Origin of the sequence: Scandinavium hiltneri (assembly GCF_024764835.1) — a bacterium.
GTDB classification, from domain to species: Bacteria; Pseudomonadota; Gammaproteobacteria; order Enterobacterales; family Enterobacteriaceae; genus Scandinavium; species Scandinavium hiltneri.
In genome coordinates, this window is record NZ_JALIGE010000068.1 from 152,087 (window position 1) to 172,247 (window position 20,161).

General features: G+C 58.0%; 21 protein-coding genes. 17 read left to right on the forward strand and 4 right to left on the reverse strand.

Features of this window, described 5'->3' with window-relative positions:
• Window positions 1-27 precede the first annotated feature (27 nt).
• Both MUU47_RS03970 and crfC read right to left on the reverse strand, forming a co-directional pair.
• Complete coding sequence (locus tag MUU47_RS03970) at window positions 28-900, reverse strand: diguanylate cyclase regulator RdcB family protein (protein WP_258986857.1); 873 nt, start codon at window positions 898-900, stop codon at window positions 28-30.
• Complete coding sequence (gene crfC / locus MUU47_RS03975; RefSeq protein ID WP_258986859.1) at window positions 897-3,242, reverse strand: clamp-binding protein CrfC; 2,346 nt, start codon at window positions 3,240-3,242, stop codon at window positions 897-899. The genes MUU47_RS03970 and crfC overlap by 4 nt, the downstream gene beginning before the upstream one ends.
• A gap of 429 nt (window positions 3,243-3,671) precedes the next feature.
• On the opposite strand from crfC, the gene MUU47_RS03980 reads away from it, so the two are divergent.
• The 13 genes from MUU47_RS03980 to phnP all read left to right on the forward strand — a co-directional run bounded on the left by MUU47_RS03980 (window position 3,672) and on the right by phnP (window position 12,875).
• A complete protein-coding gene (locus tag MUU47_RS03980) occupies window positions 3,672-4,007 on the forward strand; it encodes a zinc ribbon domain-containing protein YjdM (RefSeq protein ID WP_159759687.1) in 336 nt (111 codons plus the stop codon).
• Window positions 4,008-4,173: 166 nt separating this feature from the next.
• Window positions 4,174-4,608 (forward strand): VOC family metalloprotein YjdN, encoded by a 435-nt coding sequence (yjdN, locus tag MUU47_RS03985; RefSeq protein ID WP_258986862.1) that lies wholly within the window; start codon window positions 4,174-4,176, stop codon window positions 4,606-4,608.
• Between the two features lie 158 nt (window positions 4,609-4,766).
• Entirely contained in the window at window positions 4,767-5,492 is a 726-nt protein-coding gene (gene phnF / locus MUU47_RS03990; protein WP_258986973.1) for a phosphonate metabolism transcriptional regulator PhnF, read from the forward strand.
• The gene (gene phnG, locus MUU47_RS03995) at window positions 5,493-5,945 is read left to right on the forward strand and encodes a phosphonate C-P lyase system protein PhnG (protein WP_258986864.1); all 453 of its coding nucleotides are present in this window, start codon (window positions 5,493-5,495) and stop codon (window positions 5,943-5,945) included. It begins immediately after the preceding gene.
• On the forward strand, window positions 5,942-6,538 hold the full coding sequence (phnH, locus tag MUU47_RS04000) for a phosphonate C-P lyase system protein PhnH (RefSeq protein WP_258986865.1): 597 nt from the start codon (window positions 5,942-5,944) through the stop codon (window positions 6,536-6,538). Before phnG ends, phnH begins: the two co-directional genes overlap by 4 nt.
• A complete protein-coding gene (locus MUU47_RS04005; RefSeq protein ID WP_258986867.1) occupies window positions 6,538-7,602 on the forward strand; it encodes a carbon-phosphorus lyase complex subunit in 1,065 nt (354 codons plus the stop codon). Before phnH ends, MUU47_RS04005 begins: the two co-directional genes overlap by 1 nt.
• Window positions 7,595-8,440 (forward strand): alpha-D-ribose 1-methylphosphonate 5-phosphate C-P-lyase PhnJ, encoded by an 846-nt coding sequence (gene phnJ, locus MUU47_RS04010; protein WP_110510980.1) that lies wholly within the window; start codon window positions 7,595-7,597, stop codon window positions 8,438-8,440. Before MUU47_RS04005 ends, phnJ begins: the two co-directional genes overlap by 8 nt.
• Window positions 8,437-9,195, forward strand: a complete 759-nt coding sequence (gene phnK / locus MUU47_RS04015; protein WP_258986868.1) for a phosphonate C-P lyase system protein PhnK — start codon at window positions 8,437-8,439, stop codon at window positions 9,193-9,195. The genes phnJ and phnK overlap by 4 nt, the downstream gene beginning before the upstream one ends.
• Before the next feature lie 111 nt (window positions 9,196-9,306).
• Window positions 9,307-9,987, forward strand: coding sequence for a phosphonate C-P lyase system protein PhnL (gene phnL / locus MUU47_RS04020; RefSeq protein WP_159759701.1), 681 nt, complete (start codon window positions 9,307-9,309; stop codon window positions 9,985-9,987).
• Window positions 9,984-11,120 (forward strand): alpha-D-ribose 1-methylphosphonate 5-triphosphate diphosphatase, encoded by a 1,137-nt coding sequence (gene phnM / locus MUU47_RS04025; RefSeq protein ID WP_258986870.1) that lies wholly within the window; start codon window positions 9,984-9,986, stop codon window positions 11,118-11,120. The genes phnL and phnM overlap by 4 nt, the downstream gene beginning before the upstream one ends.
• Complete coding sequence (phnN, locus tag MUU47_RS04030) at window positions 11,120-11,686, forward strand: ribose 1,5-bisphosphokinase (RefSeq protein WP_258986871.1); 567 nt, start codon at window positions 11,120-11,122, stop codon at window positions 11,684-11,686. The genes phnM and phnN overlap by 1 nt, the downstream gene beginning before the upstream one ends.
• Window positions 11,676-12,107 carry an aminoalkylphosphonate N-acetyltransferase gene (gene phnO, locus MUU47_RS04035; RefSeq protein WP_258986872.1) on the forward strand — a complete coding sequence of 144 codons (432 nt, stop codon included), beginning with the start codon at window positions 11,676-11,678 and terminating at the stop codon, window positions 12,105-12,107. Before phnN ends, phnO begins: the two co-directional genes overlap by 11 nt.
• 9 nt (window positions 12,108-12,116) lie before the next feature.
• A complete protein-coding gene (gene phnP, locus MUU47_RS04040; RefSeq protein WP_258986873.1) occupies window positions 12,117-12,875 on the forward strand; it encodes a phosphonate metabolism protein PhnP in 759 nt (252 codons plus the stop codon).
• On the opposite strand, the gene yjdP is transcribed toward phnP, so the two are convergent.
• Together yjdP and MUU47_RS04050 are read right to left on the reverse strand one after the other, a co-directional pair.
• Window positions 12,872-13,213: a DDRRRQL repeat protein YjdP gene (yjdP, locus tag MUU47_RS04045; RefSeq protein WP_258986874.1), complete on the reverse strand. Its 342-nt coding sequence runs from the start codon at window positions 13,211-13,213 to the stop codon at window positions 12,872-12,874. The genes phnP and yjdP overlap by 4 nt on opposite strands.
• 69 nt (window positions 13,214-13,282) lie before the next feature.
• On the reverse strand, window positions 13,283-15,595 hold the full coding sequence (locus MUU47_RS04050) for a hybrid sensor histidine kinase/response regulator (protein ID WP_258986875.1): 2,313 nt from the start codon (window positions 15,593-15,595) through the stop codon (window positions 13,283-13,285).
• A 259-nt stretch (window positions 15,596-15,854) separates the two neighbouring features.
• On the opposite strand from MUU47_RS04050, the gene MUU47_RS04055 reads away from it, so the two are divergent.
• The 4 genes from MUU47_RS04055 to MUU47_RS04070 all read left to right on the forward strand — a co-directional run bounded on the left by MUU47_RS04055 (window position 15,855) and on the right by MUU47_RS04070 (window position 20,158).
• A complete protein-coding gene (locus MUU47_RS04055; protein WP_258986876.1) occupies window positions 15,855-17,375 on the forward strand; it encodes a sugar ABC transporter ATP-binding protein in 1,521 nt (506 codons plus the stop codon).
• The gene (locus tag MUU47_RS04060; RefSeq protein ID WP_258986877.1) at window positions 17,372-18,379 is read left to right on the forward strand and encodes an ABC transporter permease subunit; all 1,008 of its coding nucleotides are present in this window, start codon (window positions 17,372-17,374) and stop codon (window positions 18,377-18,379) included. The genes MUU47_RS04055 and MUU47_RS04060 overlap by 4 nt, the downstream gene beginning before the upstream one ends.
• A 30-nt stretch (window positions 18,380-18,409) precedes the next feature.
• Window positions 18,410-19,351 carry an ABC transporter substrate-binding protein gene (locus MUU47_RS04065; protein ID WP_258986878.1) on the forward strand — a complete coding sequence of 314 codons (942 nt, stop codon included), beginning with the start codon at window positions 18,410-18,412 and terminating at the stop codon, window positions 19,349-19,351.
• A 120-nt stretch (window positions 19,352-19,471) separates the two neighbouring features.
• Window positions 19,472-20,158 carry a D-lyxose/D-mannose isomerase gene (locus tag MUU47_RS04070; RefSeq protein WP_258986880.1) on the forward strand — a complete coding sequence of 229 codons (687 nt, stop codon included), beginning with the start codon at window positions 19,472-19,474 and terminating at the stop codon, window positions 20,156-20,158.
• The last annotated feature ends 3 nt before the right edge of the window (window positions 20,159-20,161 follow it).

Here is a 20,161-nt window from a genome sequence, read left to right on the forward strand (position 1 = left end):
ATCATCATTCACTGACCGGCGGGGCCATCAGGCATCGTCGGTAAACAACTCTTCCAGCATCGCATCAACCAGTCGGGTCGCAGAACACAGACGCGGCATTCCCAGCGCCACCGGCTGCCAGGTTTGCGTCACCGACCAGCACACCGGCTGACGCATCACGTCACAGCTGCTGCCCAGCCAGGCCAACATCTCTTTGTGATCCATCAAGCCTAATGACGTCGGCGACGCCAGCCACTGATGATAAAAATGACGCGTTTCCGTCGCAGCACCGATGCCTTGCGCCAGATACTGAGCCGTCGTCGAACGCAAACTGTCTTTCAGCAAGCCGCGCACTTCATCGTTTGCGAGCCGCCACGCATCACCAAACGCGCCCCAGCGCAGCTCTTCCAGTACAATGTAACAACGTCCGGCCAGCGACCAGCCGTCGTACTGCCCGGCGTGCCAGCGGGTGAATACTTCATCGCTGTGCGAACCGGATTCGACCATCAGCCCACGCTGCGTCAGCGCACGCTGTTTATGCTCCGCGCGCTGGCTGAACTGTTCGCTCACCAGGCCAAACTGCTGGCGCAGCTCTGGCGAACTGTGGCTTTTGCTCTGTAACTGTTGCAGGTAACGGCTCATGCGCGTCAGCGCCAGATGACCGGGGTCGAACTGACTGGCGAGTTTTTCCGCCAACCCGAGACGCATCGCCGGGTTATCGCTAAACAGGCCCGCCACCGACCACGGGCGCAGCTGCGTTTGCGTCACGATTTCATTCATCAGGCGTTCGCGAAACTGCTGCTGTTGCGGGGCAAGCGTATGCTGACGCGGGTTTTCAATGCCCAACACCAGATCCACCATAAATCGGGCATGGAGAGATTCCAGTATTCGGCCTGGCCCCTCCAGCAATCGCGTGTTCATCTCTGTTCAGCCGCAAAAAAGGTTTGAATATCATCACGCAACAGGCGCGCATCCTCTTCAATCCAGCGTACCGCGGCCAGGCACTGAGCAAGCTGCAAGCAAAGGGCATTAACCGTGGACTGATGCTGTTGGCGCAAAGAGAGACTCTCCTGCAAATTTTTCTGCAGGCCGCTGAGGCTCTGTGAAAACTCCGCAAAGAAGGTCACCATTCCCGCCGTAACAGAGACATCGACTTGCGCGGCTAAAGCTTTAAGGATTTGTGAGCAGAAGGTCGAAACACTCACCACGATGCGCTCCTTAATCGCTTTCATATCAATAATATAACGCGTTTTAGTCATCACATAATCATCCCAGCCCCAACCGGGATTATTCAGCCAGCGGCTAATGGAATCGCGCATCCCGCCGCGCTGGCTACCCAACGGCAGATCTTCGGTGACAATCGCCCCGTTAAACCACTGCGGCATGGTGATTTGCAGCGAGCCGGACTGAAATACCGGCAGCGTTATCCGCGTACGGAACCCGGCGCGGTGCAGTTCTTCCTTCACATGAGATTCAATCGGCTTCAGCGCGTCATCAAGCGTTCGGCTGAGCGACGTTTCGAGCTGGTCAAAACGCAGCGACAGCTCGCGAATAATGCTTTGCTGACAGGCAAACACCGTGCCTTCACAGTCGGCGCGAATAATACCGAGCAGCCGGTTGGCCTGCTCCTCATCATCGAGCACGATTTCGCCGCTGTCATCATGCTGCGACCATTGCAAATCCGCGCCGTTAGCGAGGCTCATCAGCCGCAGATTGTCCGGGCTAAAGCTGCTGTCGATCAGCGCTAAAATCTCACTTTGCTGCCCGGAGATAAACGATTCTGCGGCGTCCATCGCCTGTTCCACTTCATGGTTAATTTCTTCGCTCACCACCCGCTGGCACACCTCGAACTGCACCATATCCTCTTCGAGACGAACGATATTATCCTGCAACTGCCCGGCGGCGACGGTCAGCCCTTGCAGGCGAAACTCCAGGAAATCCCGGGCGCTCTGGGCGTAGTTCAGCAGCTTGTGCGAAGCGGAACGCAGGGCGAACAGCGAGGCATTGGCATGCGCGGCGTGCAGCAGCATATTGATGGGTTTTTCAAACAGCGAATCTTCCCACAGCAAATCTGCGGCGTGGCGAATGTGGGTCACGTCAGCCAGATCGGCGGTGCGCCAGCGGCGACCCAGTGCCGCTTCGGCAAAATCCTGCACCCAGCGCTGCTCCTGCGGGTCGGGTAATCTGCCGTTAAGGGTCAGCTCATGGCGCGCGCGATTGGCGAGATAACCCCACATCGACGACACAGGGTAAATCTGTCCCGGATGAATATAACCCTTCATCAGCGTGCCGGAGATCATCGCCCGCACCTGATCCTCATCATCGCTGTTTCGGTCCTTCTGATCGAATTTGTTCACCAGCGCGTACAGCGGTACCGACTTGCTAACCGCGGCAATCGCCTGACGCACTTCCTGATCGGAAATGGATTTGAGCTGGGTGTAATCCATCACCGCCAGCACCGCCGAGGCGCGGGCCAGTTGCTCATTAAGCATTTTTTGCAGATGCGGCTGCCCGGCTTCGTTCGGCCCCGGCGTGTCCAGCAGCGTCAACTGGCCTGCGTTTTCGCCCAGTCCGGCGAGATGCACGAACTCCACCTCAATCACCGGAATATGTTCAATGGAAGCGTAATCGGCAAACGGAAAGTCGACGTCCATTGCTCGAGAAAGACGAACCAAATCATTCAGGCTTTTCAGACACTGGAATATGGGTTGCGCCCCGAGATAATGTTTTTCAAAAGCCACTCCGCCGATAATACGCTCGAGCAGGGCGGTCATGTCTTTATCCATTTCAAGCTTGAGTGCAAGCTTCGCCCGGTCGACATGGCGAAGTTTATCCTGCAATTCATGCATTAAGCGTTCAATGGGCTTAGCATGAATAAAATGAAGACCAGGTTCTTTCTGACCCGGCGTATGGCGAATAAGTGTGGGAAGTGCGGTCATCGGCCGGTTACGGTTAGGCAAAACCTCCGTTCCAACAATGGCATTAATGGTAGTAGATTTCCCCGCCTTCATTGTGCCAACAATCGCCAGCACCATTTCCAGACGGGTAATTTTCCGCAACTCGTTATTCAGCGTGTCCTGCTGCGTCGCCAATAAATGGCTTCCCGGATGGCGGCCATGCGAGCCCCCAGACGCATCAGACATAGCCTGTGCACCGCTCAGCATGTTACCCGGAAGCCCATTCACGGTATCGAAATGTCGTAATGCCAGCTGCAGCAAGCGCTCAGCTTCCTGACTCAATTCAAATATTGTCTGTGTGTACATGGTTAAAGTATTCCCTTAACGCAAATTTTATAACTTTTATTTGTCAGACTTTTTTATATCCGGGTTTTATTTTTATATAATGATCCGTACTACGAAAGAAAATGCAGTACGTAAGAAAACCAGGAGATATACAGATTAGCGCCATAAACAGCATTCGGTAGGATATATTGCATATAAATTTCCGGCCGGAATAGAGTGAATTAGATAGCACTGGGTAATAATCAGAAATACGATCATCAACATAACGCAAACTACATTAGTCGGCAATTTCGAAATATAAAAAATTGAACAGCTTTACGTAAGCGGTCCAGGCCAGGGGATAAATAGTCCCGACAACCGTAAGGACATGCGGTATAATGAGTCATACTTTTAGCGCTCAGCGGCGGTTTGCACGGTCTGTGGCGCATTTTCAATTATTACGAGGTTACTATGTCTCTGCCACACTGCCCAAAATGCAATTCCGAATACACCTATGAAGACAGCGGCATGTTCATCTGCCCTGAGTGCGCCCACGAGTGGAACGACGCAGAGCCTTCTAATGACGGTGACGAGCTTATCGTTAAAGATGCTAACGGCAACCTACTGGTCGACGGCGACAGTGTGACCGTCGTGAAAGATCTGAAGGTTAAGGGCAGCTCTTCGATGCTGAAAATCGGTACCAAAGTGAAGAATATCCGCCTCGTTGAAGGCGATCACAACATCGACTGCAAAATTGACGGTTTTGGCCCAATGAAGCTGAAATCTGAGTTCGTTAAAAAGAACTGATCCCTCGCCATATCGCCTGGCGACGCTTCGCTTGCCAGGCCTGCATGCAATAAGCTTTTGTAGGCCTGGCGACGTTTACGCTGTCGGGAAAAAAATACAACCGCTTGGTTATATTAACGCATCGTAACTATAGTTATCGGGGTACCCACTCTCCGAGGTTATGGTTATGCCGTTAAGTCCCTACATCTCTTTTTCCGGCAATTGCGCCGACGCCCATGCCTTCTACCAACAGGCATTAAACGCTGAACTGGGCTACAAAATCACCTTTGGCGAAATGCCAAAATCCGATCAGAACAGCGAAGAAGGCTGCCCCTCCGGCATGGTCTTTCCACCCGATGCTATCGCCCACTCCAACGTCCGCATTGCGGGCAGCGAGATAATGATGAGCGACGGCATGACCGGCAGCGTCAGCTATTCCGGTTTTACGTTGGTGCTCGACACCCAGGATGTCAACGAAGGGAAAGGCTGGTTCGATGCCCTCGCCGAGGGCGGCAAGATTGAAATGGACTGGCAGGAAACGTTCTGGGCCCACGGATTTGGCAAAGTCACCGATAAATTCGGCGTACCGTGGATGATCAACGTCGTCAAACAGCCGCAGTAATCTCCCCCAGGGCGGCCCGCTCCGCCCTGTCACACGCCCTACTTCAACTCTTCATCGTTCATTCACCGCACCTTAACCGGAGTGTCATATTGTCGCGTCACCCTATCGGCATATTTTCACTCATCCGCGAAAGTGACGTTGAAGAGGTGTTCCTTATGATGCACTTGTCCAGACATCCGACCAGTTACCCGACGCGCTACGAAGAGATTGCCGCCAGGCTCGAACAGGAGCTGCGCAGCCAGTATCGCTGCGGTGACTACCTTCCCGCCGAACATCAGCTTGCCGCCCGCTTTGACGTCAATCGCCACACCCTGCGCCGCGCCATTGACCAACTGGTGGAAAAAGGCTGGGTGCAGCGTCGTCAGGGCGTCGGCGTGTTGGTGCTGATGCGTCCGTTCGATTACCCGCTCAATGCCCAGGCACGTTTTAGCCAGAATCTGCTCGACCAGGGCAGCCACCCGACCAGCGAAAAACTGCTCTCGGTACTGCGCCCGGCCTCGGGTCACGTGGCCGACGCACTGGGTATTCAGGAGGGCGACAACGTCATTCACCTGCGCACCCTGCGCCGCGTCAACGGCGTCGCGCTGTGCATCATCGATCACTACTTTTCCGACATGCGTTTCTGGCCCGCCCTTCAGCGCTTCAACAGCGGTTCGCTGCACGATTTTCTGCGTGAAGAACTGGCCCTCGTACTGACTCGCACGCAAACACGGGTAGGCGCCCGCCGTGCTCAGGCCAAAGAGAGCAAGGTGCTGGAAATCCCGAACATGGCGCCGCTGCTTTGCGTGCGCACCCTGAACCATCGTGAAGGCGACGTTAACGCGGCGGAATACTCCGTCAGCCTGACCCGCGCCGACATGATTGAATTCACAATGGAGCACTGAATGCCTTTCGATACCGCCACTCGTCAGCGCTGGATGTCGGCGCTGGCCCACAGCCAGCCTGCTGAACTTTCCGCCCGTATGCAGGCGCTGAAGCTCTCACCGGAATATGAAATCCTCCGCGCGCCAGAAAGCGGCCTGGTGCAAATCCAGGCCCGGATGGGCGCGACCGGTTCACGATTCTTCGCCGGAGACGCCACCCTGACCCGCGCCACCGTGCGACTGAACGACGGCACGCTGGGCTACAGCTGGGTGCTGGGCCGCGATAAAGCCCACGCCGAACGCTGTGCGGCGATCGACGCCTTGCTGCAAACCCATGCCCATTTTCAGACCCTGATGGAAACCCTGATTGCCCCGCTGGAAGCCGATCGCGAGGCCCGCATTGCCGCGCGCCGCGCCGAAGTGAACGCCAGCAGGGTGGACTTCTTTACCTTAGTGCGTGGAGACAACGCATGACCCTTTCTTCAGAACTCAAGACCGCTTTTCCTCATCCGGTGCAAGATGCCCAGCACAGTTTCCGTCGTCTGCTGAAAGCCATGAGCGAGCCGGGCGTGATTGTGTCGATGCATCAGCATAAACACGGCTGGCAACCGCTCTCCCCGGCGACCACCAGCGTGCTGCTGACCCTGGTGGATAACGATACCCCAGTGTGGCTGTCAGCCTCAGTTGATAACGACATCGTGCGCCAGAATCTGCGTTTTCACACCAACGCTCCATTGGTCGAACAGCCGCAGCACGCGCTGTTTGCTGTCACCGACGCGTCTGTTAGCCCCGAACAGCTGAACGCCCTGTCGGCGGGCAGTGCGATTGCACCAGAAACCAGCGCCACGCTGATTATGCAGCTCAGCAGCCTGAGCGGGGGCCGGATGCTGCGCCTGACCGGGGCCGGGATCAACGAAGAGCGGATGATTGCCCCGCAGTTGCCGGAATGCATTCTTCATGAATTGACCGAACGTCCGCACCCGTTCCCGCTGGGGGTGGATCTGATCCTGACCTGCGGAGACCGCCTGCTGGCTATTCCGCGCACCACGCACGTGGAGGTTTGCTGATGTACGTCGCCGTCAAAGGGGGCGAAAAGGCCATCGATGCCGCACACGCCCTACAGGAACAAAAACGCCGCGGCGACGCGCAGCTACCTGAGCTTACCGTCGCGCAAATTGAACAACAGCTGAATCTCGCCGTCGACCGCGTCATGACCGAAGGCGGCATTGCCGACCGCGAGCTGGCGGCCCTGGCGCTGAAACAGGCCAGCGGCGATAACGTCGAAGCCATTTTCCTGCTGCGCGCCTATCGCACCACCCTGCCACGTCTGGCGGTGAGCGAACCGATTAACACCGCCGAAATGCGCCTCGAACGCCGGATCTCAGCGGTCTATAAAGACGTGCCCGGCGGCCAGTTGCTCGGCCCGACTTACGATTACACCCACCGTCTGCTCGATTTCACGCTGCTCGCCAACGGTGAGACGCCACAGGTTGCCACAAGCGTAGAGCAACCCGCCGCGTCACCGCATGTGTTCAGCCTACTGACTCGCCAGGGACTGGCGAAGGTGGAAGAAGACGCTGGCGAAACGCCGGATGACATCACTCACACGCCGCCGGTTTATCCGTGCTCCCGCGCTTCACGCTTACAACAGCTGATGCGCGGAGACGAAGGCTATTTGCTGGCGATGGCCTACTCCACGCAGCGTGGCTACGGGCGCAATCACCCGTTTGCCGGGGAAATCCGTAGCGGCCACATTGACGTGGAAATCGTGCCAGAAGAGGTAGGGTTTGCGGTGAACGTCGGCGAACTGCTAATGACCGAATGCGAAATGGTTAACGGTTTCGTCTCGCCTGACGAGCAGGCCCCGCACTTCACCCGTGGCTACGGCCTGGTGTTCGGCCTGAGCGAACGCAAAGCGATGGCGATGGCGCTGATGGACCGCGCGCTGCAAGCCCCGGACTACGACGAACACATCACGGGGCCCGCGCAGGACGAAGAATTCGTCCTGGCCCACGCCGATAACGTCGAAGCCGCCGGGTTCGTTTCGCATCTCAAACTGCCTCACTACGTCGATTTCCAGGCCGAACTGGAACTGCTCAAACGCCTGCAACAGGAGCGCCATCGTGGCTAATCTCAGCGGTTATAACTTCGCGTATCTCGACGAACAGACCAAGCGCATGATCCGCCGCGCCATTCTGAAAGCCGTCGCGATACCAGGCTATCAGGTACCGTTTGGCGGGCGTGAAATGCCGATGCCGTACGGCTGGGGCACCGGTGGCATTCAGCTCACCGCCAGCGTGATCGGCGAGGCAGATGTGCTGAAAGTGATCGACCAGGGCGCCGACGACACCACCAACGCCGTGTCGATTCGCAACTTCTTCAAACGCGTCACCGGGGTGACCACCACCGAAAAAACCGAAGACGCGACGCTGATCCAGACCCGTCACCGGATCCCGGAAACGCCGCTGACCGAGGATCAGATCCTGATCTTCCAGGTGCCGATCCCTGAGCCGCTGCGCTTTATCGAGCCGCGCGAAACCGAAACCCGCACCATGCACGCGCTAGAGGAGTATGGCGTGATGCAGGTGAAACTGTACGAGGACATCGCCCGTTTCGGCCATATCGCCACCACCTACGCCTATCCGGTGAAGGTCAACGATCGCTACGTGATGGATCCCTCACCTATCCCGAAATTCGATAACCCGAAAATGGACAGGATGCCTGCGCTGCAGTTGTTCGGGGCCGGACGTGAAAAACGTATCTACGCCGTGCCGCCGTACACCAAAGTGGAAAGCCTCGATTTCGACGATCACCCGTTCACGGTTCAGGCCTGGGATGAGCCCTGCGCCATCTGCGGTTCGCGCCACAGCTATCTCGACGAAGTGGTGCTCGATGACACCGGCAAACGGATGTTTGTCTGCTCCGATACCGATTACTGCCGCCAACAGAGCGAGGCGTTAAGTCAATGAATCAGCCGTTACTTTCGGTCAATAACCTGACCCATCTTTATGCGCCGGGCAAAGGCTTCAGCGACGTGTCGTTCGACCTGTGGCCGGGCGAAGTGCTGGGTATCGTCGGGGAATCCGGCTCCGGCAAAACCACGCTGCTGAAGTCGATTTCCGCACGCCTCGCGCCGCAGCAGGGTGAAGTGGTTTACGAAAACCAGTCGCTGTACGGCATGTCGGAAGGCGAGCGCCGCCGCCTGCTGCGTACCGAATGGGGCGTGGTGCATCAGCATCCGATGGACGGCCTGCGTCGTCAGGTATCGGCGGGCGGCAACATCGGCGAACGCCTGATGGCCACCGGGGCGCGCCATTACGGCAACATCCGCGAAACCGCCGCGCAGTGGCTGGAGGCGGTGGAAATCCCTCCGTCGCGCATTGATGAGCTACCGACCACCTTTTCCGGCGGCATGCAGCAACGTCTGCAAATCGCCCGCAATCTGGTGACACACCCGAAGCTGGTGTTTATGGACGAGCCGACCGGCGGCCTGGACGTATCTGTGCAGGCGCGTTTGCTCGACCTGCTGCGCGGCCTGGTGGTGGAACTGGATCTGGCAGTGGTGATTGTTACCCATGATTTGGGCGTGGCACGCCTGCTGGCGGACCGTCTGATGGTGATGAAGGCAGGCCGGGTAGTGGAAAGTGGATTAACCGACCGCGTGCTCGACGACCCGCTTCATCCGTACACCCAGCTGTTGGTTTCCTCCGTCTTGCAGAACTGACTTTTGCCTGATGGCGACGCTGCTACGTCTTATCAGGCCTACAGAATGCGCATACGGGTAGGCCGGATAAGGCACCCGCCGCCATCCGGCAATCATAAACAAGAGGCCAAAATGATTCGCGTTGAAAACCTGAGTAAAACCTTCGTCCTGCATCACCAGAACGGCATCAATTTGCCGGTGTTGTACAAAGCGGAACTGACGGTGAACGCCGGTGAATGCGTCGTGCTGCACGGCCATTCCGGCAGCGGAAAATCGACGCTGCTGCGCTCGCTGTACGCCAACTATTTGCCAGATGAAGGCCATATCCACATCAAACACGGCGACGAATGGGTCGATCTGGTCACCGCCCCGGCGCGAAAAGTGCTGGAAGTGCGCAAAGGCACCATCGGCTGGGTCAGCCAGTTCCTGCGCGTGATCCCGCGCATTTCCGCTCTCGACGTGGTGATGCAGCCGCTGCTGGATCTCGGCGTTTCAAAAGAAGAATGCCGCGCCAAAGCCGCCAGCCTGTTGACGCGCCTCAACGTACCGGAACGCCTGTGGCACTTGGCGCCGTCGACGTTTTCCGGCGGCGAACAGCAGCGCGTCAATATCGCCCGCGGCTTCGTGGTCGACTACCCCATTCTGCTGCTCGACGAACCCACCGCCTCGCTGGATGACAAAAACAGCGCCGCCGTGGTTGAGCTTATCGACGAAGCCAAAGCGCGTGGCGCGGCCATCGTCGGCATTTTCCATGATGAAGCGGTGCGTAATCGCGTCGCCGACCGTCTGCACCCAATGGGAGCCGCAGCATGATTATCAACAACGTGAAATTAGTGCTCGAAAATGAAGTGGTTCACGGCTCGGTCGATGTGCAGGACGGCGTTATCCGCACATTTGCCGAAACCCAGAGCCAAAGCCCGCAGGCAATGGACGGCGAAGGCGGCTGGCTGCTGCCGGGGCTGATCGAACTGCACACTGACAATCTGGATAAATTCTTCACCCCGCGCCCGAAAGTGGACTGGCCAGCACATTCCGCCATGAGCAGCCACGATGCGCTGATGGTGGCGAGCGGGATCACTACGGTGCTGGACGCCGTCGCCATTGGCGACGTGCGCGACGGCGGCGACCGCCTGGAAAACTTAGAGAAAATGATCAACGCAGTGGAAGACACGCAAAAACGCGGCCTCAACCGCGCCGAGCATCGTCTGCACCTGCGCTGTGAGCTACCGCATTTCACCACCCTGCCGCTGTTCGAAAAGCTGGTCGATCGCGAACTGGTGTCGCTGGTGTCATTGATGGACCACTCGCCGGGCCAGCGTCAGTACGCCGACCGCTCAAAATATCGCGATTACTATCAGGGCAAATACCATCTGACCAACGAGCAAATGGACAAATTTGAAGAAGAGCAGCTTGAGCTTGCCGCCGAATGGTCACAGCCAAACCGGATGGCGATTTCACAGGTCTGCCGCACGCGCAATATTGCGCTGGCAAGTCACGATGATGCCACACATGAACATGTGGTTGAATCGTTTGATATTGGCAGCGTGATCGCCGAATTTCCCACCACGTTCGAGGCCGCTGAGTCCTCACGCCAGCACGGGATGAACGTGCTGATGGGCGCGCCGAACATCGTGCGCGGCGGTTCGCACTCCGGCAACGTCGCGGCCCATGACCTCGCCTCACGCGGGCTGCTGGATATTCTCTCCTCGGATTATTACCCGGCCAGCCTGCTTGATGCGGCCTTCCGGATCGCCGACGACGAGCGCAACGCCTACAGTCTGGCGCAGGCTGTGCATCTGGTGACGCGCAACCCGGCGCGGGCGCTGAACTTGTCTGACCGCGGCATCATCGCTGAGGGTAAACGCGCGGACCTGGTGCTGGTACACCGTAAAGGCAAGCACGTGCATATCGACCACGTGTGGCGCCAGGGCAAGAGGGTCTTCTGATGACGGGACGGCTTATCTGGTTGGTCGGCCCGTCCGGGTCCGGGAAGGACAGCCTGCTGGCAGCACTTCGCCAGCGGGAACACACCCAAATGCTGGTCGCGCACCGCTACATCACCCGCCCGGCCAACGCCGGGAGTGAGAACCATATTGCGCTCAGCGAACACGAGTTTTTCACCCGAGCGGAACGCCAGCTGTTCGCCCTGAGCTGGCACGCCAACGCGCTGTATTACGGTGTCGGCATTGAAATCGACGTCTGGCTGCACGCCGGGTTTGACGTGGTGGTCAACGGTTCACGCGCGCATCTGGCGCAGGCCAAAGCCCGCTACGCCGACGCGCTGCTGCCGATATGTCTGCAGGTTTCGCCGGACGTGCTGCGCCAGCGTCTGGAGCAGCGCGGGCGTGAAACGGAAAACGAGATTGCCCTGCGCCTGGGCAGGGCTGCGCGTTATACCCTCAGTGACTGTTTGATGCTGAACAACGATGGCAGTCTGCTACAGTCTGTGGAAACCTTTATGCGCCTGATCCGCGCCCACGGTAACCAAAAAGAGAGCCAGCATGCCCTGTGAACTTCGCCCCGCCACGCCCGCTGACACTGACGCGGTATACGGGCTTATCTGTGAGCTAAAACAGAAAGAGTACGACCGACAGACCTTCGCGGCGGGCTTTGCCGCGAATCTGAATACCCCGAGCCAGCGCTATCAGCTGGCGCTGGTGAACGGCGAAATCGTTGGGCTTATTGGCCTGCAAATGATGTTTCCGCTGAACCTGAATTGCTGGATTGGTGAAATTCAGGAGCTGGTCATTCTGCCGCAGATGCGCGGCCTGAACATCGGCCAGCAGTTGCTGACCTGGGCGGAAGAGGAAGCCCGCCAGCGCGGCGCAAGCCTGATGGAGCTGTCGAGCGGCAAAGTTCGCACCGACGCGCACCGCTTTTACCTGCGCGAAGGCTATCAGCAGAGCCATTTCCGTTTCAAAAAGACGCTGTAGGAGTCAACCATGAGCCTGACCCTACGCCTGACCGGTACCGGCGGCGCACAACTGGTGCCGGTGTTTGGCTGTGACTGCGCGGCGTGTCGTCGCGCCCGACTGGACGAAAACTACCGACGTCGCCCGTGCAGCGGCGAAGTGCGCTACAACAACGCGCTGACGCTGCTGGACGCAGGCATTCCTGACCTGATGGACCACCACCCGGCGGGCAGTTTTCAGCAGTTTTTACTCACCCACTATCATATGGATCACGTGCAGGGCCTGTTCCCGCTGCGTTGGGGCGTGGGGGAAAAAATCCCGGTCTACGGGCCGGCGGATGAGCAGGGCTGCGATGATTTATTCAAACACCCCGGCCTGCTCGATTTCAGTCATACCGTTGAGCCGTTTGTGGTGTTCGAATTGCAGGGTATGCAGGTCACGCCGCTGCCGCTCACCCATTCAAAGCTGACCTTCGGTTATCTGCTGGAATCCGCCCACAGTCGCGTGGCATGGCTGTCCGATACTGCCGGTCTGCCGGATAAAACGCTGAAATTTCTGCTTAACAATCATCCGCAGGTGATGATCATCGACTGCAGCCACGCGCCGAAAGCCGAGCCGCCGCGCAATCATTGCGATCTGAACACGGTGCTGGCGATCAACGCGATCGTCCGTTGCCCGCGCGTCATCCTGACCCATATCAGCCATCAGTTTGATGCGTGGATGATGAGCAACCCGCTGCCGGAAGGCATTGAAGCGGGATATGACAGAATGGAGGTTGTGCTGGATTAGCGATCGTCGTCGTCGCGCAGTCGGCTTTCTTCGTCGTCGAGCTGATGGCGTTCCTGATCGAGCTGGCGCTGCCTGTCGTCTAACTGACGGCGGCGATCTTCAAGTTGACGATAGCGGTCGTCATATTGCCGGTCGCGGTCGCTGTCCTGCCGGCGATTGTCGGCATTGTCATTATTATCGTCACGATCGTCATGGTAGACGTTATCGCTATTCGGTTTATACGCATCGCTGATCGCCTGCTGAACATTGCCGATCGCGTCATCAATTATATCGGCATGGGCCAGCTGGCTTGTCAGGGCAAGCGTGCCAAACAGCAGCGCCGTTGCGGGTCTTTTCATCGGGTCAGACTCTGGGTTGGACTGACCTCAGCGTAATCAACGCTCACCACGCCGGGTAGCGGAGAAATCTCATTTGCGCCGTTGCTCGTGCGGCGACACCTGGCCTGCCTGCGCCTGCCGTAGCGCCTGCGCGAGCTGCGCTCGGGTAAAGGGTTTGCGCAGCAGTACGACGTCCGGCAGCTGTGGGTTGTGCGCCGGACGTAAATCCTGGCCGCTGGTAATCAGCACCGCCACTTGCGGGTGATGCGTGCGGGCGTGATTGACCACGTCCACGCCGCTGAGCCTTCCCGGCAGCATCAAATCACTGACCAGCATCGCGATATCCTCCGATGCATCCAGCATCGCAATCGTCTGTTCGCCACGGCTTGCCTCCAGCGTCAGCCAGCCCAGCTGGTGCAGCTGTTCACACAAGGTCTGGCGCACGTCGGCTTCGTCTTCCAGCACCAGCGCCAGCCGTTCGGCGGGCATTTCGTCGTCGACCACGCTTTCATCCGCACGCTCGACCGCCTGCAAAATTGAACGCGGCAACTGCAGTCGGACAGTGGTGCCTTGCCCTGGCGCACTTTCGATTTCCACTCGCCCGCCGGACTGGCGCACAAAACCGTACACCATCGACAGGCCCAGCCCGGAGCCACTGCCGGTCTGCTTGGTGGTGAAGAACGGTTCGAACACCTGGGCTTTTACCGCCTGCGACATGCCGCTGCCATGGTCGATAACCTCTAGCGCCACCATGTCCTGTTTGCGCCCGTCGCTGCGGTTCACCCGCTGATTCCAGGTGCGAATTTTGATGACGCCAGCCTGGCCTTCCATCGCATCGCGGGCGTTCATCACCATGTTAATGATGGCGTTTTCGAGCTGCCCGACGTCTATCCACGCCGACCACGCCGGGGTTTGCGCCTCTATTTCAAGCGTTAGCGTGGCGGGCAGCGAGTGGCGCATCAGTTCGCCGAGGTTTTCCAGCAGGCCTTTCATCTCCACCGCGTGCGGGTGCAGCGACTGTTTGCGCGAGAACGCCAGCAGACGCTGAGTCAGCAGCGCCCCGCGTTCGGCGGCCTGCAGCGCTCTGGAAATTCGCGGCGCATCGGCCTCATTCGGTTTGACCAGCTCGAGACTGCCGATGATCACCGCCAGCAGGTTGTTGAAATCATGAGCAAGACCGCCCGTCAGCTGCCCAACGGCTTTCATTTTCTGGCTGTGCAGTAGCGCCTCTTCCAGTCCCTGCCGCTCGATTCGGCCCGTTTCCAGCTGAGTGGTATTTTCTTTCAACAGCCGGGTGGTGTGCTCCAGCGTCGATTTATTACGCGCAAAAACGCTGAACGCGCGAGCCAGTTCCCCCAGCTCATCGCGTCGCTGCAATGCAGGAACCGAGACGTCCTGTTCACCGTGCGCCAGCCGCGACATCGCATCAGAAATAGCGGTCAGGTTCCAGCCGAGATTGCGATAGATATACCAGCCCGCAAACCCCGTTATCACCAGCGCCAGCAGGGCGAAGCTGAGAATTAAGTCGATAATCGATCCCAGTTCGCGATGACTTTGCGCCACCCGCTGTTCGGACGCCTGCGCTACCTGCGCCACGTACTGGTTAATATCACCGTTGAGGATCGCCACCAGCGCCTTGATGTGGAACATGTACCAGCTGATCGCCAAATCGCTTTGCTCCAGACGCCGGGAAAGCGGGGCGAGTTTACGCAGTTCTGCATTGAAATCCGGCAATATGAAGGCAATTGTCGGATCCGCATTTTCCGTTGGCAGCGCGTGCATCACGGCGTCAATCTGGCGCACCGTCGAGCGCGGCGTCGACGTTTCAATCGCCGCGGTCATCAGCCGGTCCATTTCCAGCAGCAGACGTCCGTCCAGCGAACCTTCTCCCTGACGCCGGTTAATCTCCTGCAAGTGACGCAGGTAGCTCTGATTTTGATACAGCGAGCTGAGCAGCGCGTTGCGCTCCAGATGGCGCTGCTGCCCGCGCTTTAACATGCCCGCCACGCTTTGCTGGAGTTCGTTACTGCGCTGGATAATGCGCTGCACCAGTTCCGGTTCACGCTGCGCCAGCGGCGCGGTAGCCAGTTGATCGAGCGAATGTTTCAGCGCCTGCTGCGTGGCCTGCAGGCGCTCGGCTTCGCCTTTGTATTCCAGCGCGCCGACGACCTGCGATAGCCGGACCGCGGCAGTGGCGACGTTGGCGGTGTCACGCGCCAGATTCATGCTGCCTGTCATGTCGTCAAAGGTCTGCTGCTGCACCTGCTCCTGAATCTGGCTGGCGTGACGAAACCCCAATACTGCCGCCGCGCTCACCATCAGCGTGACCGCCACCACCAGCAAATTGAAAAACAGAAGGCGGCCGCGCGCACTGGCGAAAAACGAGGGACGGCGTATTGGCATAGTGGCTCCGGCGTGAGAGGCGTCAAAGTTTCGCCACATTTTTATCACTATATCCAAAATAATTCGAGTTGCAGGAAGGCGGTAAGCGAGCGAATCCCCAGGAGCTTACTCAAGTATGTGACTGGGGTGAACGAGTGCAACCAACGCACATGCAACTTGAAGTATGAAGGGTATATGACAAATATGAACGGCCTCTGACATTCTGCATTTACTTTCCTGTGATGGACTGCTGATATCGACCATCCTCAGGAGTGCAGCCATGAGTCAGACGCCGGTGCTGGAGATGCACAACATCGCCAAGGCCTTTGGCAAGTTTTATGCGCTGAAAGGGGTCGACCTGACGGTCTTTCCCGGAGAAATCCACGCGCTGATGGGGGAAAACGGCGCCGGAAAAAGCACGCTGATGAAAATTCTTGCTGGCGCCTATACCGCCACCAGCGGTGAGATCCTGATTGACGGCAAACCTCATACCATTAAAGGCCCGAAAGATGCCCTGGCCGCAGGCATCACCCTGATTTATCAGGAGATGCAGCTCGCGCCCAATCTCACCGTCGCCGAAAACATTTTCCTCGGCAGCGAACTGTCGCGCGGCGGCCTGGTACAGCGCAAAACCATGGTGCTTCAGGCGCAGGAAGTGATTAACCGCCTCGGGGCGCAGTTCAAAGCCACCGATCGGGTAATGAAGCTCACCATCGCCGAACAGCAGCAGGTCGAAATCGCCCGCGCGCTGCACCGCAACAGCCGTATTCTGGTGATGGATGAACCCACCGCTGCCCTCTCTTCCCGTGAAACCCAGCGCCTGTTTGAGCTGATTCTGCGCCTGCGCGACGAAGGGATGGCGATTATCTACATCAGCCATCGGATGGCGGAAGTGTACGAGCTGTCCGACCGCGTCAGCGTGCTGCGCGACGGGCAGTACGTCGGCAGCCTGACCCGCGAGAAGCTCAACGCCTCCGAACTGGTGCGGATGATGGTCGGCCGCCCGTTAAGCGATTTGTTCAACAAAGAGCGCGATATTCCACACGGCCAGCCGCGTCTGAACGTTCACCACCTGACCGACGGTGGCAAAGTGCAGCCGTGCAGTCTGCTGGTGCGTTCTGGCGAAATCGTCGGGCTGGCGGGGCTGGTCGGGGCCGGACGTTCCGAGCTGGCGCAGCTGATTTTCGGCGTACGTAAGGCTACCGGTGGGGTGATTGAAGTGGATGGCGAACCGGTGCTGATTCATTCCCCACGGGAAGCCATAGATTTAGGTATCGGTTTTTTAACGGAAAACCGCAAAGAACAGGGCCTGTTCCTCGAACTGGCGGCGCAGGAAAACATCACCATGGCGACGCTGGAGCGCGACTCGCACTACGGGATGCTCGACCGCAAAAAAGCCCAGACCATTTCTGACGATGCCATCAAGCTGCTGAATATCCGCGTGCCGCATTCACAAGTGCGTGCAGGTGGTTTGTCCGGTGGCAATCAGCAAAAACTGCTGATTTCCCGCTGGGTGGCGATTGGCCCGCGCATTCTGATCCTCGATGAACCCACGCGCGGTGTGGACGTCGGGGCCAAAAGTGAAATCTACCGCATCATGAATCAGATGGCGCGCCAGGGCGTGGCTATCCTGATGATTTCCAGCGAATTGCCAGAAATCGTCGGCATGAGCGACCGGGTATACGTGATGCGAGAAGGCAACATTGCCGGGGAATTGCTGGCCCAGGACATCACCCAGGAAAATATTATGACGCTGGCGACCGGCGTAAACGAATCCCATCACCAGGCGGTGCAACCATGACCACGCAAAAAGAACATTCCGTGCCCTCGCCGCAGCAGGTTGCTAAGGCGTCAGCCCGAAAAATGCTGATGGGCGATCTGATGCAAACCGTGGGGATCTTGCCGATCCTGATATTGATTGTGGCGGTATTTGGCTTTATCACGCCGAACTTCTTCACCGAAAGCAATTTGCTGAACATTACTCGTCAGGCGTCGATTAACATCGTGCTGGCGGCAGGGATGACGTTCATCATTTTGACCGGCGGGATAGACCTCTCCGTTGGCTCGATTCTCGGCACCACGGCGGTAGCAGCGATGGTGGTGTCGCTCATTCCGCAATTCGCTCTGCTTTCCATTCCTGCAGCGCTGATGCTGGGGCTGATTCTCGGGCTGTTCAACGGTGCGCTGGTGGCGTTTGCCGGGCTACCGCCCTTTATCGTCACGCTTGGTACCTATACGGCGCTGCGCGGCGCGGCGTATCTGCTGGCAGACGGCACCACGGTGATTAACTCCGACATCAGCTTTGAATGGATAGGTAACAACTACCTCGGGCCGGTCCCGTGGCTGGTGGTGATTGCGCTGGCGGTGATCGCGGTGTGCTGGTTCATTCTGCGCCGCACCACGCTTGGGGTTCATATCTACGCGGTGGGCGGCAATATGCAGGCGGCGCGCCTGACCGGCATCAAAGTGTGGCTGGTTTTGCTGTTCGTGTATGGCATGAGCGGCCTGCTGTCGGGACTGGGCGGGGTGATGAGCGCTTCGCGGCTGTACAGCGCCAACGGCAACCTCGGCATGGGCTATGAGCTGGACGCCATCGCCGCCGTTATCCTCGGCGGGACAAGCTTCGTCGGCGGCATCGGCACCATCACCGGGACGCTGGTGGGGGCGCTGATCATCGCCACCCTCAACAACGGCATGACGCTGATGGGCGTCTCCTATTTCTGGCAACTGGTGATCAAAGGGGCGGTGATCATCATTGCGGTTCTGATCGACAAATACCGTACCCGACACCATCAAAGTGCATAACAACAACATCTTACCTGTGAGGAAAACAACATGCGTTTGAAGCCAATCGCCATTGCACTCTGTGCTGGCACCCTGCTCGCCGCCGCGCCGTTTGTGCAGGCAAAAGAGCTGAAATCTATCGGCGTGACGGTGGGCGACCTCGCCAACCCGTTCTTCGTGCAAATCACCAAAGGCGCGGAGCTGGAAGCCCGCAAGCTCGCCGGAGATAACGTCAAAGTGACGCTGGTTTCCAGCGGCTACGATCTGGGTCAACAGGTATCGCAGATTGATAATTTTATCGCCGCCAAGGTCGATATGATTATCCTCAACGCCGCCGATTCGAAGGGCATTGGCCCGGCGGTGAAGCGCGCGAAAGAGGCAGGGATTGTGGTGGTGGCGGTTGACGTGGCAGCCGTGGGAGCCGACGCGACCATCACTTCCGATAACACCCAGGCGGGCGCGATGGCCTGTAAATACATCACCGATCGCCTGAACGGTAAAGGCAATGTGGTCATCATCAACGGACCGCCAGTGTCTGCGGTGCAAAACCGCGTCGAAGGCTGTCAGTCCGAATTCAAAAAGCACCCGGATATCAAAGTGCTGTCTGATAACCAGAATGCCAAAGGCAGTCGCGAAGGCGGGCTGGAAGTGATGACTTCGCTGCTGGCGGCGAATCCGAAGATCGACGGCGTATTTGCGATTAACGATCCGACGGCGATCGGTGCCGATCTGGCAGCGAAACAGGCGCAACGTAAAGAGTTCTTTATCGTTGGCGTGGATGGTTCACCGGACGGGGAAGAAGCGCTGAAGCGCCAAAATTCACTGTTTGTGGCAACGCCTGCCCAGGATCCGCAGGTCATGGCGGCGAAAGCAGTGGAAATTGGTTATGACATTTTGCAGGGCAAACCCGCGCCAACTGAACCGGTGCTGATTCCGGTGACGATGATCGACAAGAAAAATATCGGGACGTATAAGGGCTGGACGGTTAAGTAATTCCTCTGCGCCAGACAATGCGTGATGTCGCTGCGCTTATCAGGCCTACAGGAATTGTAGGTCGGGTAAGCGCAGCGACACCCGACAATAAGGCCGCAGCCTCTCCCTTCAGGAGGTAAAATGAAACGCTCCGAAATTAACAACATACTCGGCCAGACGCGGCAATTTTTCTCCATGCATGACGTGCATCTTCCGCCGTTCGCCAGCTTTCCTCCGACGCAATGGCAGCAGCTCGACCCCGATACCTGGCACGAAGTGTTTGCCCTCAGGCTCGGCTGGGACGTCACCAGCTTTGGCGGTAACAATTTCACCTCTCAGGGACTGACCCTGTTTACCTTCCGTAACGGCTCCCCCAACGGTATGCCCTACGAAAAGAGCTATGCTGAAAAAATCATGCACGTGCGCGACGGGCAGGTAACACCGATGCATTTTCACTGGCGTAAGCGGGAAGACATTATCAATCGCGGCGGCGGCAATTTGATTGTCGAGCTGTGGAACGCCGACGCTTTAGAGCAAACGGAAAACAGCGACGTAACCGTGACGCTCGATGGCTGTCGTCAGACCCACGCCGCAGGCAGTCAGCTGCGCCTCGCGCCGGGGGAAAGCATTTGCCTGCCGCCGGGGCTGTATCACAGCTTCTGGGGTGAGCCGGGCTTTGGCGACGTGCTGGTGGGCGAAGTGTCGTCGGTGAATGATGACAGTCACGACAACCATTTTCTGACGCCACTCGACCGCTATAACAATATCGAAGAAGACGAACCGGCGCAGTTAGTGCTGTGCAATGAATACCGTCTGTTTCGCAGTTAAAGG

Excerpts from the sequence above, each read along its gene's own strand:
- crfC (WP_258986859.1), bottom strand. The coding sequence starts at position 3,242 with ATGTACACACAGACAATATTTGAATTGAGTCAGGAAGCTGAGCGCTTG.
- MUU47_RS04055 (WP_258986876.1), top strand. The coding sequence starts at position 15,855 with ATGAGTCAGACGCCGGTGCTGGAGATGCACAACATCGCCAAGGCCTTT.
- yjdP (WP_258986874.1), bottom strand. The coding sequence starts at position 13,213 with ATGAAAAGACCCGCAACGGCGCTGCTGTTTGGCACGCTTGCCCTGACA.
- MUU47_RS04005 (WP_258986867.1), top strand. The coding sequence starts at position 6,538 with ATGTACGTCGCCGTCAAAGGGGGCGAAAAGGCCATCGATGCCGCACAC.
- MUU47_RS03970 (WP_258986857.1), bottom strand. The coding sequence starts at position 900 with ATGAACACGCGATTGCTGGAGGGGCCAGGCCGAATACTGGAATCTCTC.
- MUU47_RS04060 (WP_258986877.1), top strand. The coding sequence starts at position 17,372 with ATGACCACGCAAAAAGAACATTCCGTGCCCTCGCCGCAGCAGGTTGCT.
- MUU47_RS04070 (WP_258986880.1), top strand. The coding sequence starts at position 19,472 with ATGAAACGCTCCGAAATTAACAACATACTCGGCCAGACGCGGCAATTT.
- MUU47_RS04050 (WP_258986875.1), bottom strand. The coding sequence starts at position 15,595 with ATGCCAATACGCCGTCCCTCGTTTTTCGCCAGTGCGCGCGGCCGCCTT.
- phnO (WP_258986872.1), top strand. The coding sequence starts at position 11,676 with ATGCCCTGTGAACTTCGCCCCGCCACGCCCGCTGACACTGACGCGGTA.
- phnG (WP_258986864.1), top strand. The coding sequence starts at position 5,493 with ATGCCTTTCGATACCGCCACTCGTCAGCGCTGGATGTCGGCGCTGGCC.
- phnH (WP_258986865.1), top strand. The coding sequence starts at position 5,942 with ATGACCCTTTCTTCAGAACTCAAGACCGCTTTTCCTCATCCGGTGCAA.
- phnF (WP_258986973.1), top strand. The coding sequence starts at position 4,767 with ATGCACTTGTCCAGACATCCGACCAGTTACCCGACGCGCTACGAAGAG.
- MUU47_RS03980 (WP_159759687.1), top strand. The coding sequence starts at position 3,672 with ATGTCTCTGCCACACTGCCCAAAATGCAATTCCGAATACACCTATGAA.
- MUU47_RS04065 (WP_258986878.1), top strand. The coding sequence starts at position 18,410 with ATGCGTTTGAAGCCAATCGCCATTGCACTCTGTGCTGGCACCCTGCTC.
- phnM (WP_258986870.1), top strand. The coding sequence starts at position 9,984 with ATGATTATCAACAACGTGAAATTAGTGCTCGAAAATGAAGTGGTTCAC.
- phnL (WP_159759701.1), top strand. The coding sequence starts at position 9,307 with ATGATTCGCGTTGAAAACCTGAGTAAAACCTTCGTCCTGCATCACCAG.
- yjdN (WP_258986862.1), top strand. The coding sequence starts at position 4,174 with ATGCCGTTAAGTCCCTACATCTCTTTTTCCGGCAATTGCGCCGACGCC.
- phnK (WP_258986868.1), top strand. The coding sequence starts at position 8,437 with ATGAATCAGCCGTTACTTTCGGTCAATAACCTGACCCATCTTTATGCG.
- phnP (WP_258986873.1), top strand. The coding sequence starts at position 12,117 with ATGAGCCTGACCCTACGCCTGACCGGTACCGGCGGCGCACAACTGGTG.
- phnN (WP_258986871.1), top strand. The coding sequence starts at position 11,120 with ATGACGGGACGGCTTATCTGGTTGGTCGGCCCGTCCGGGTCCGGGAAG.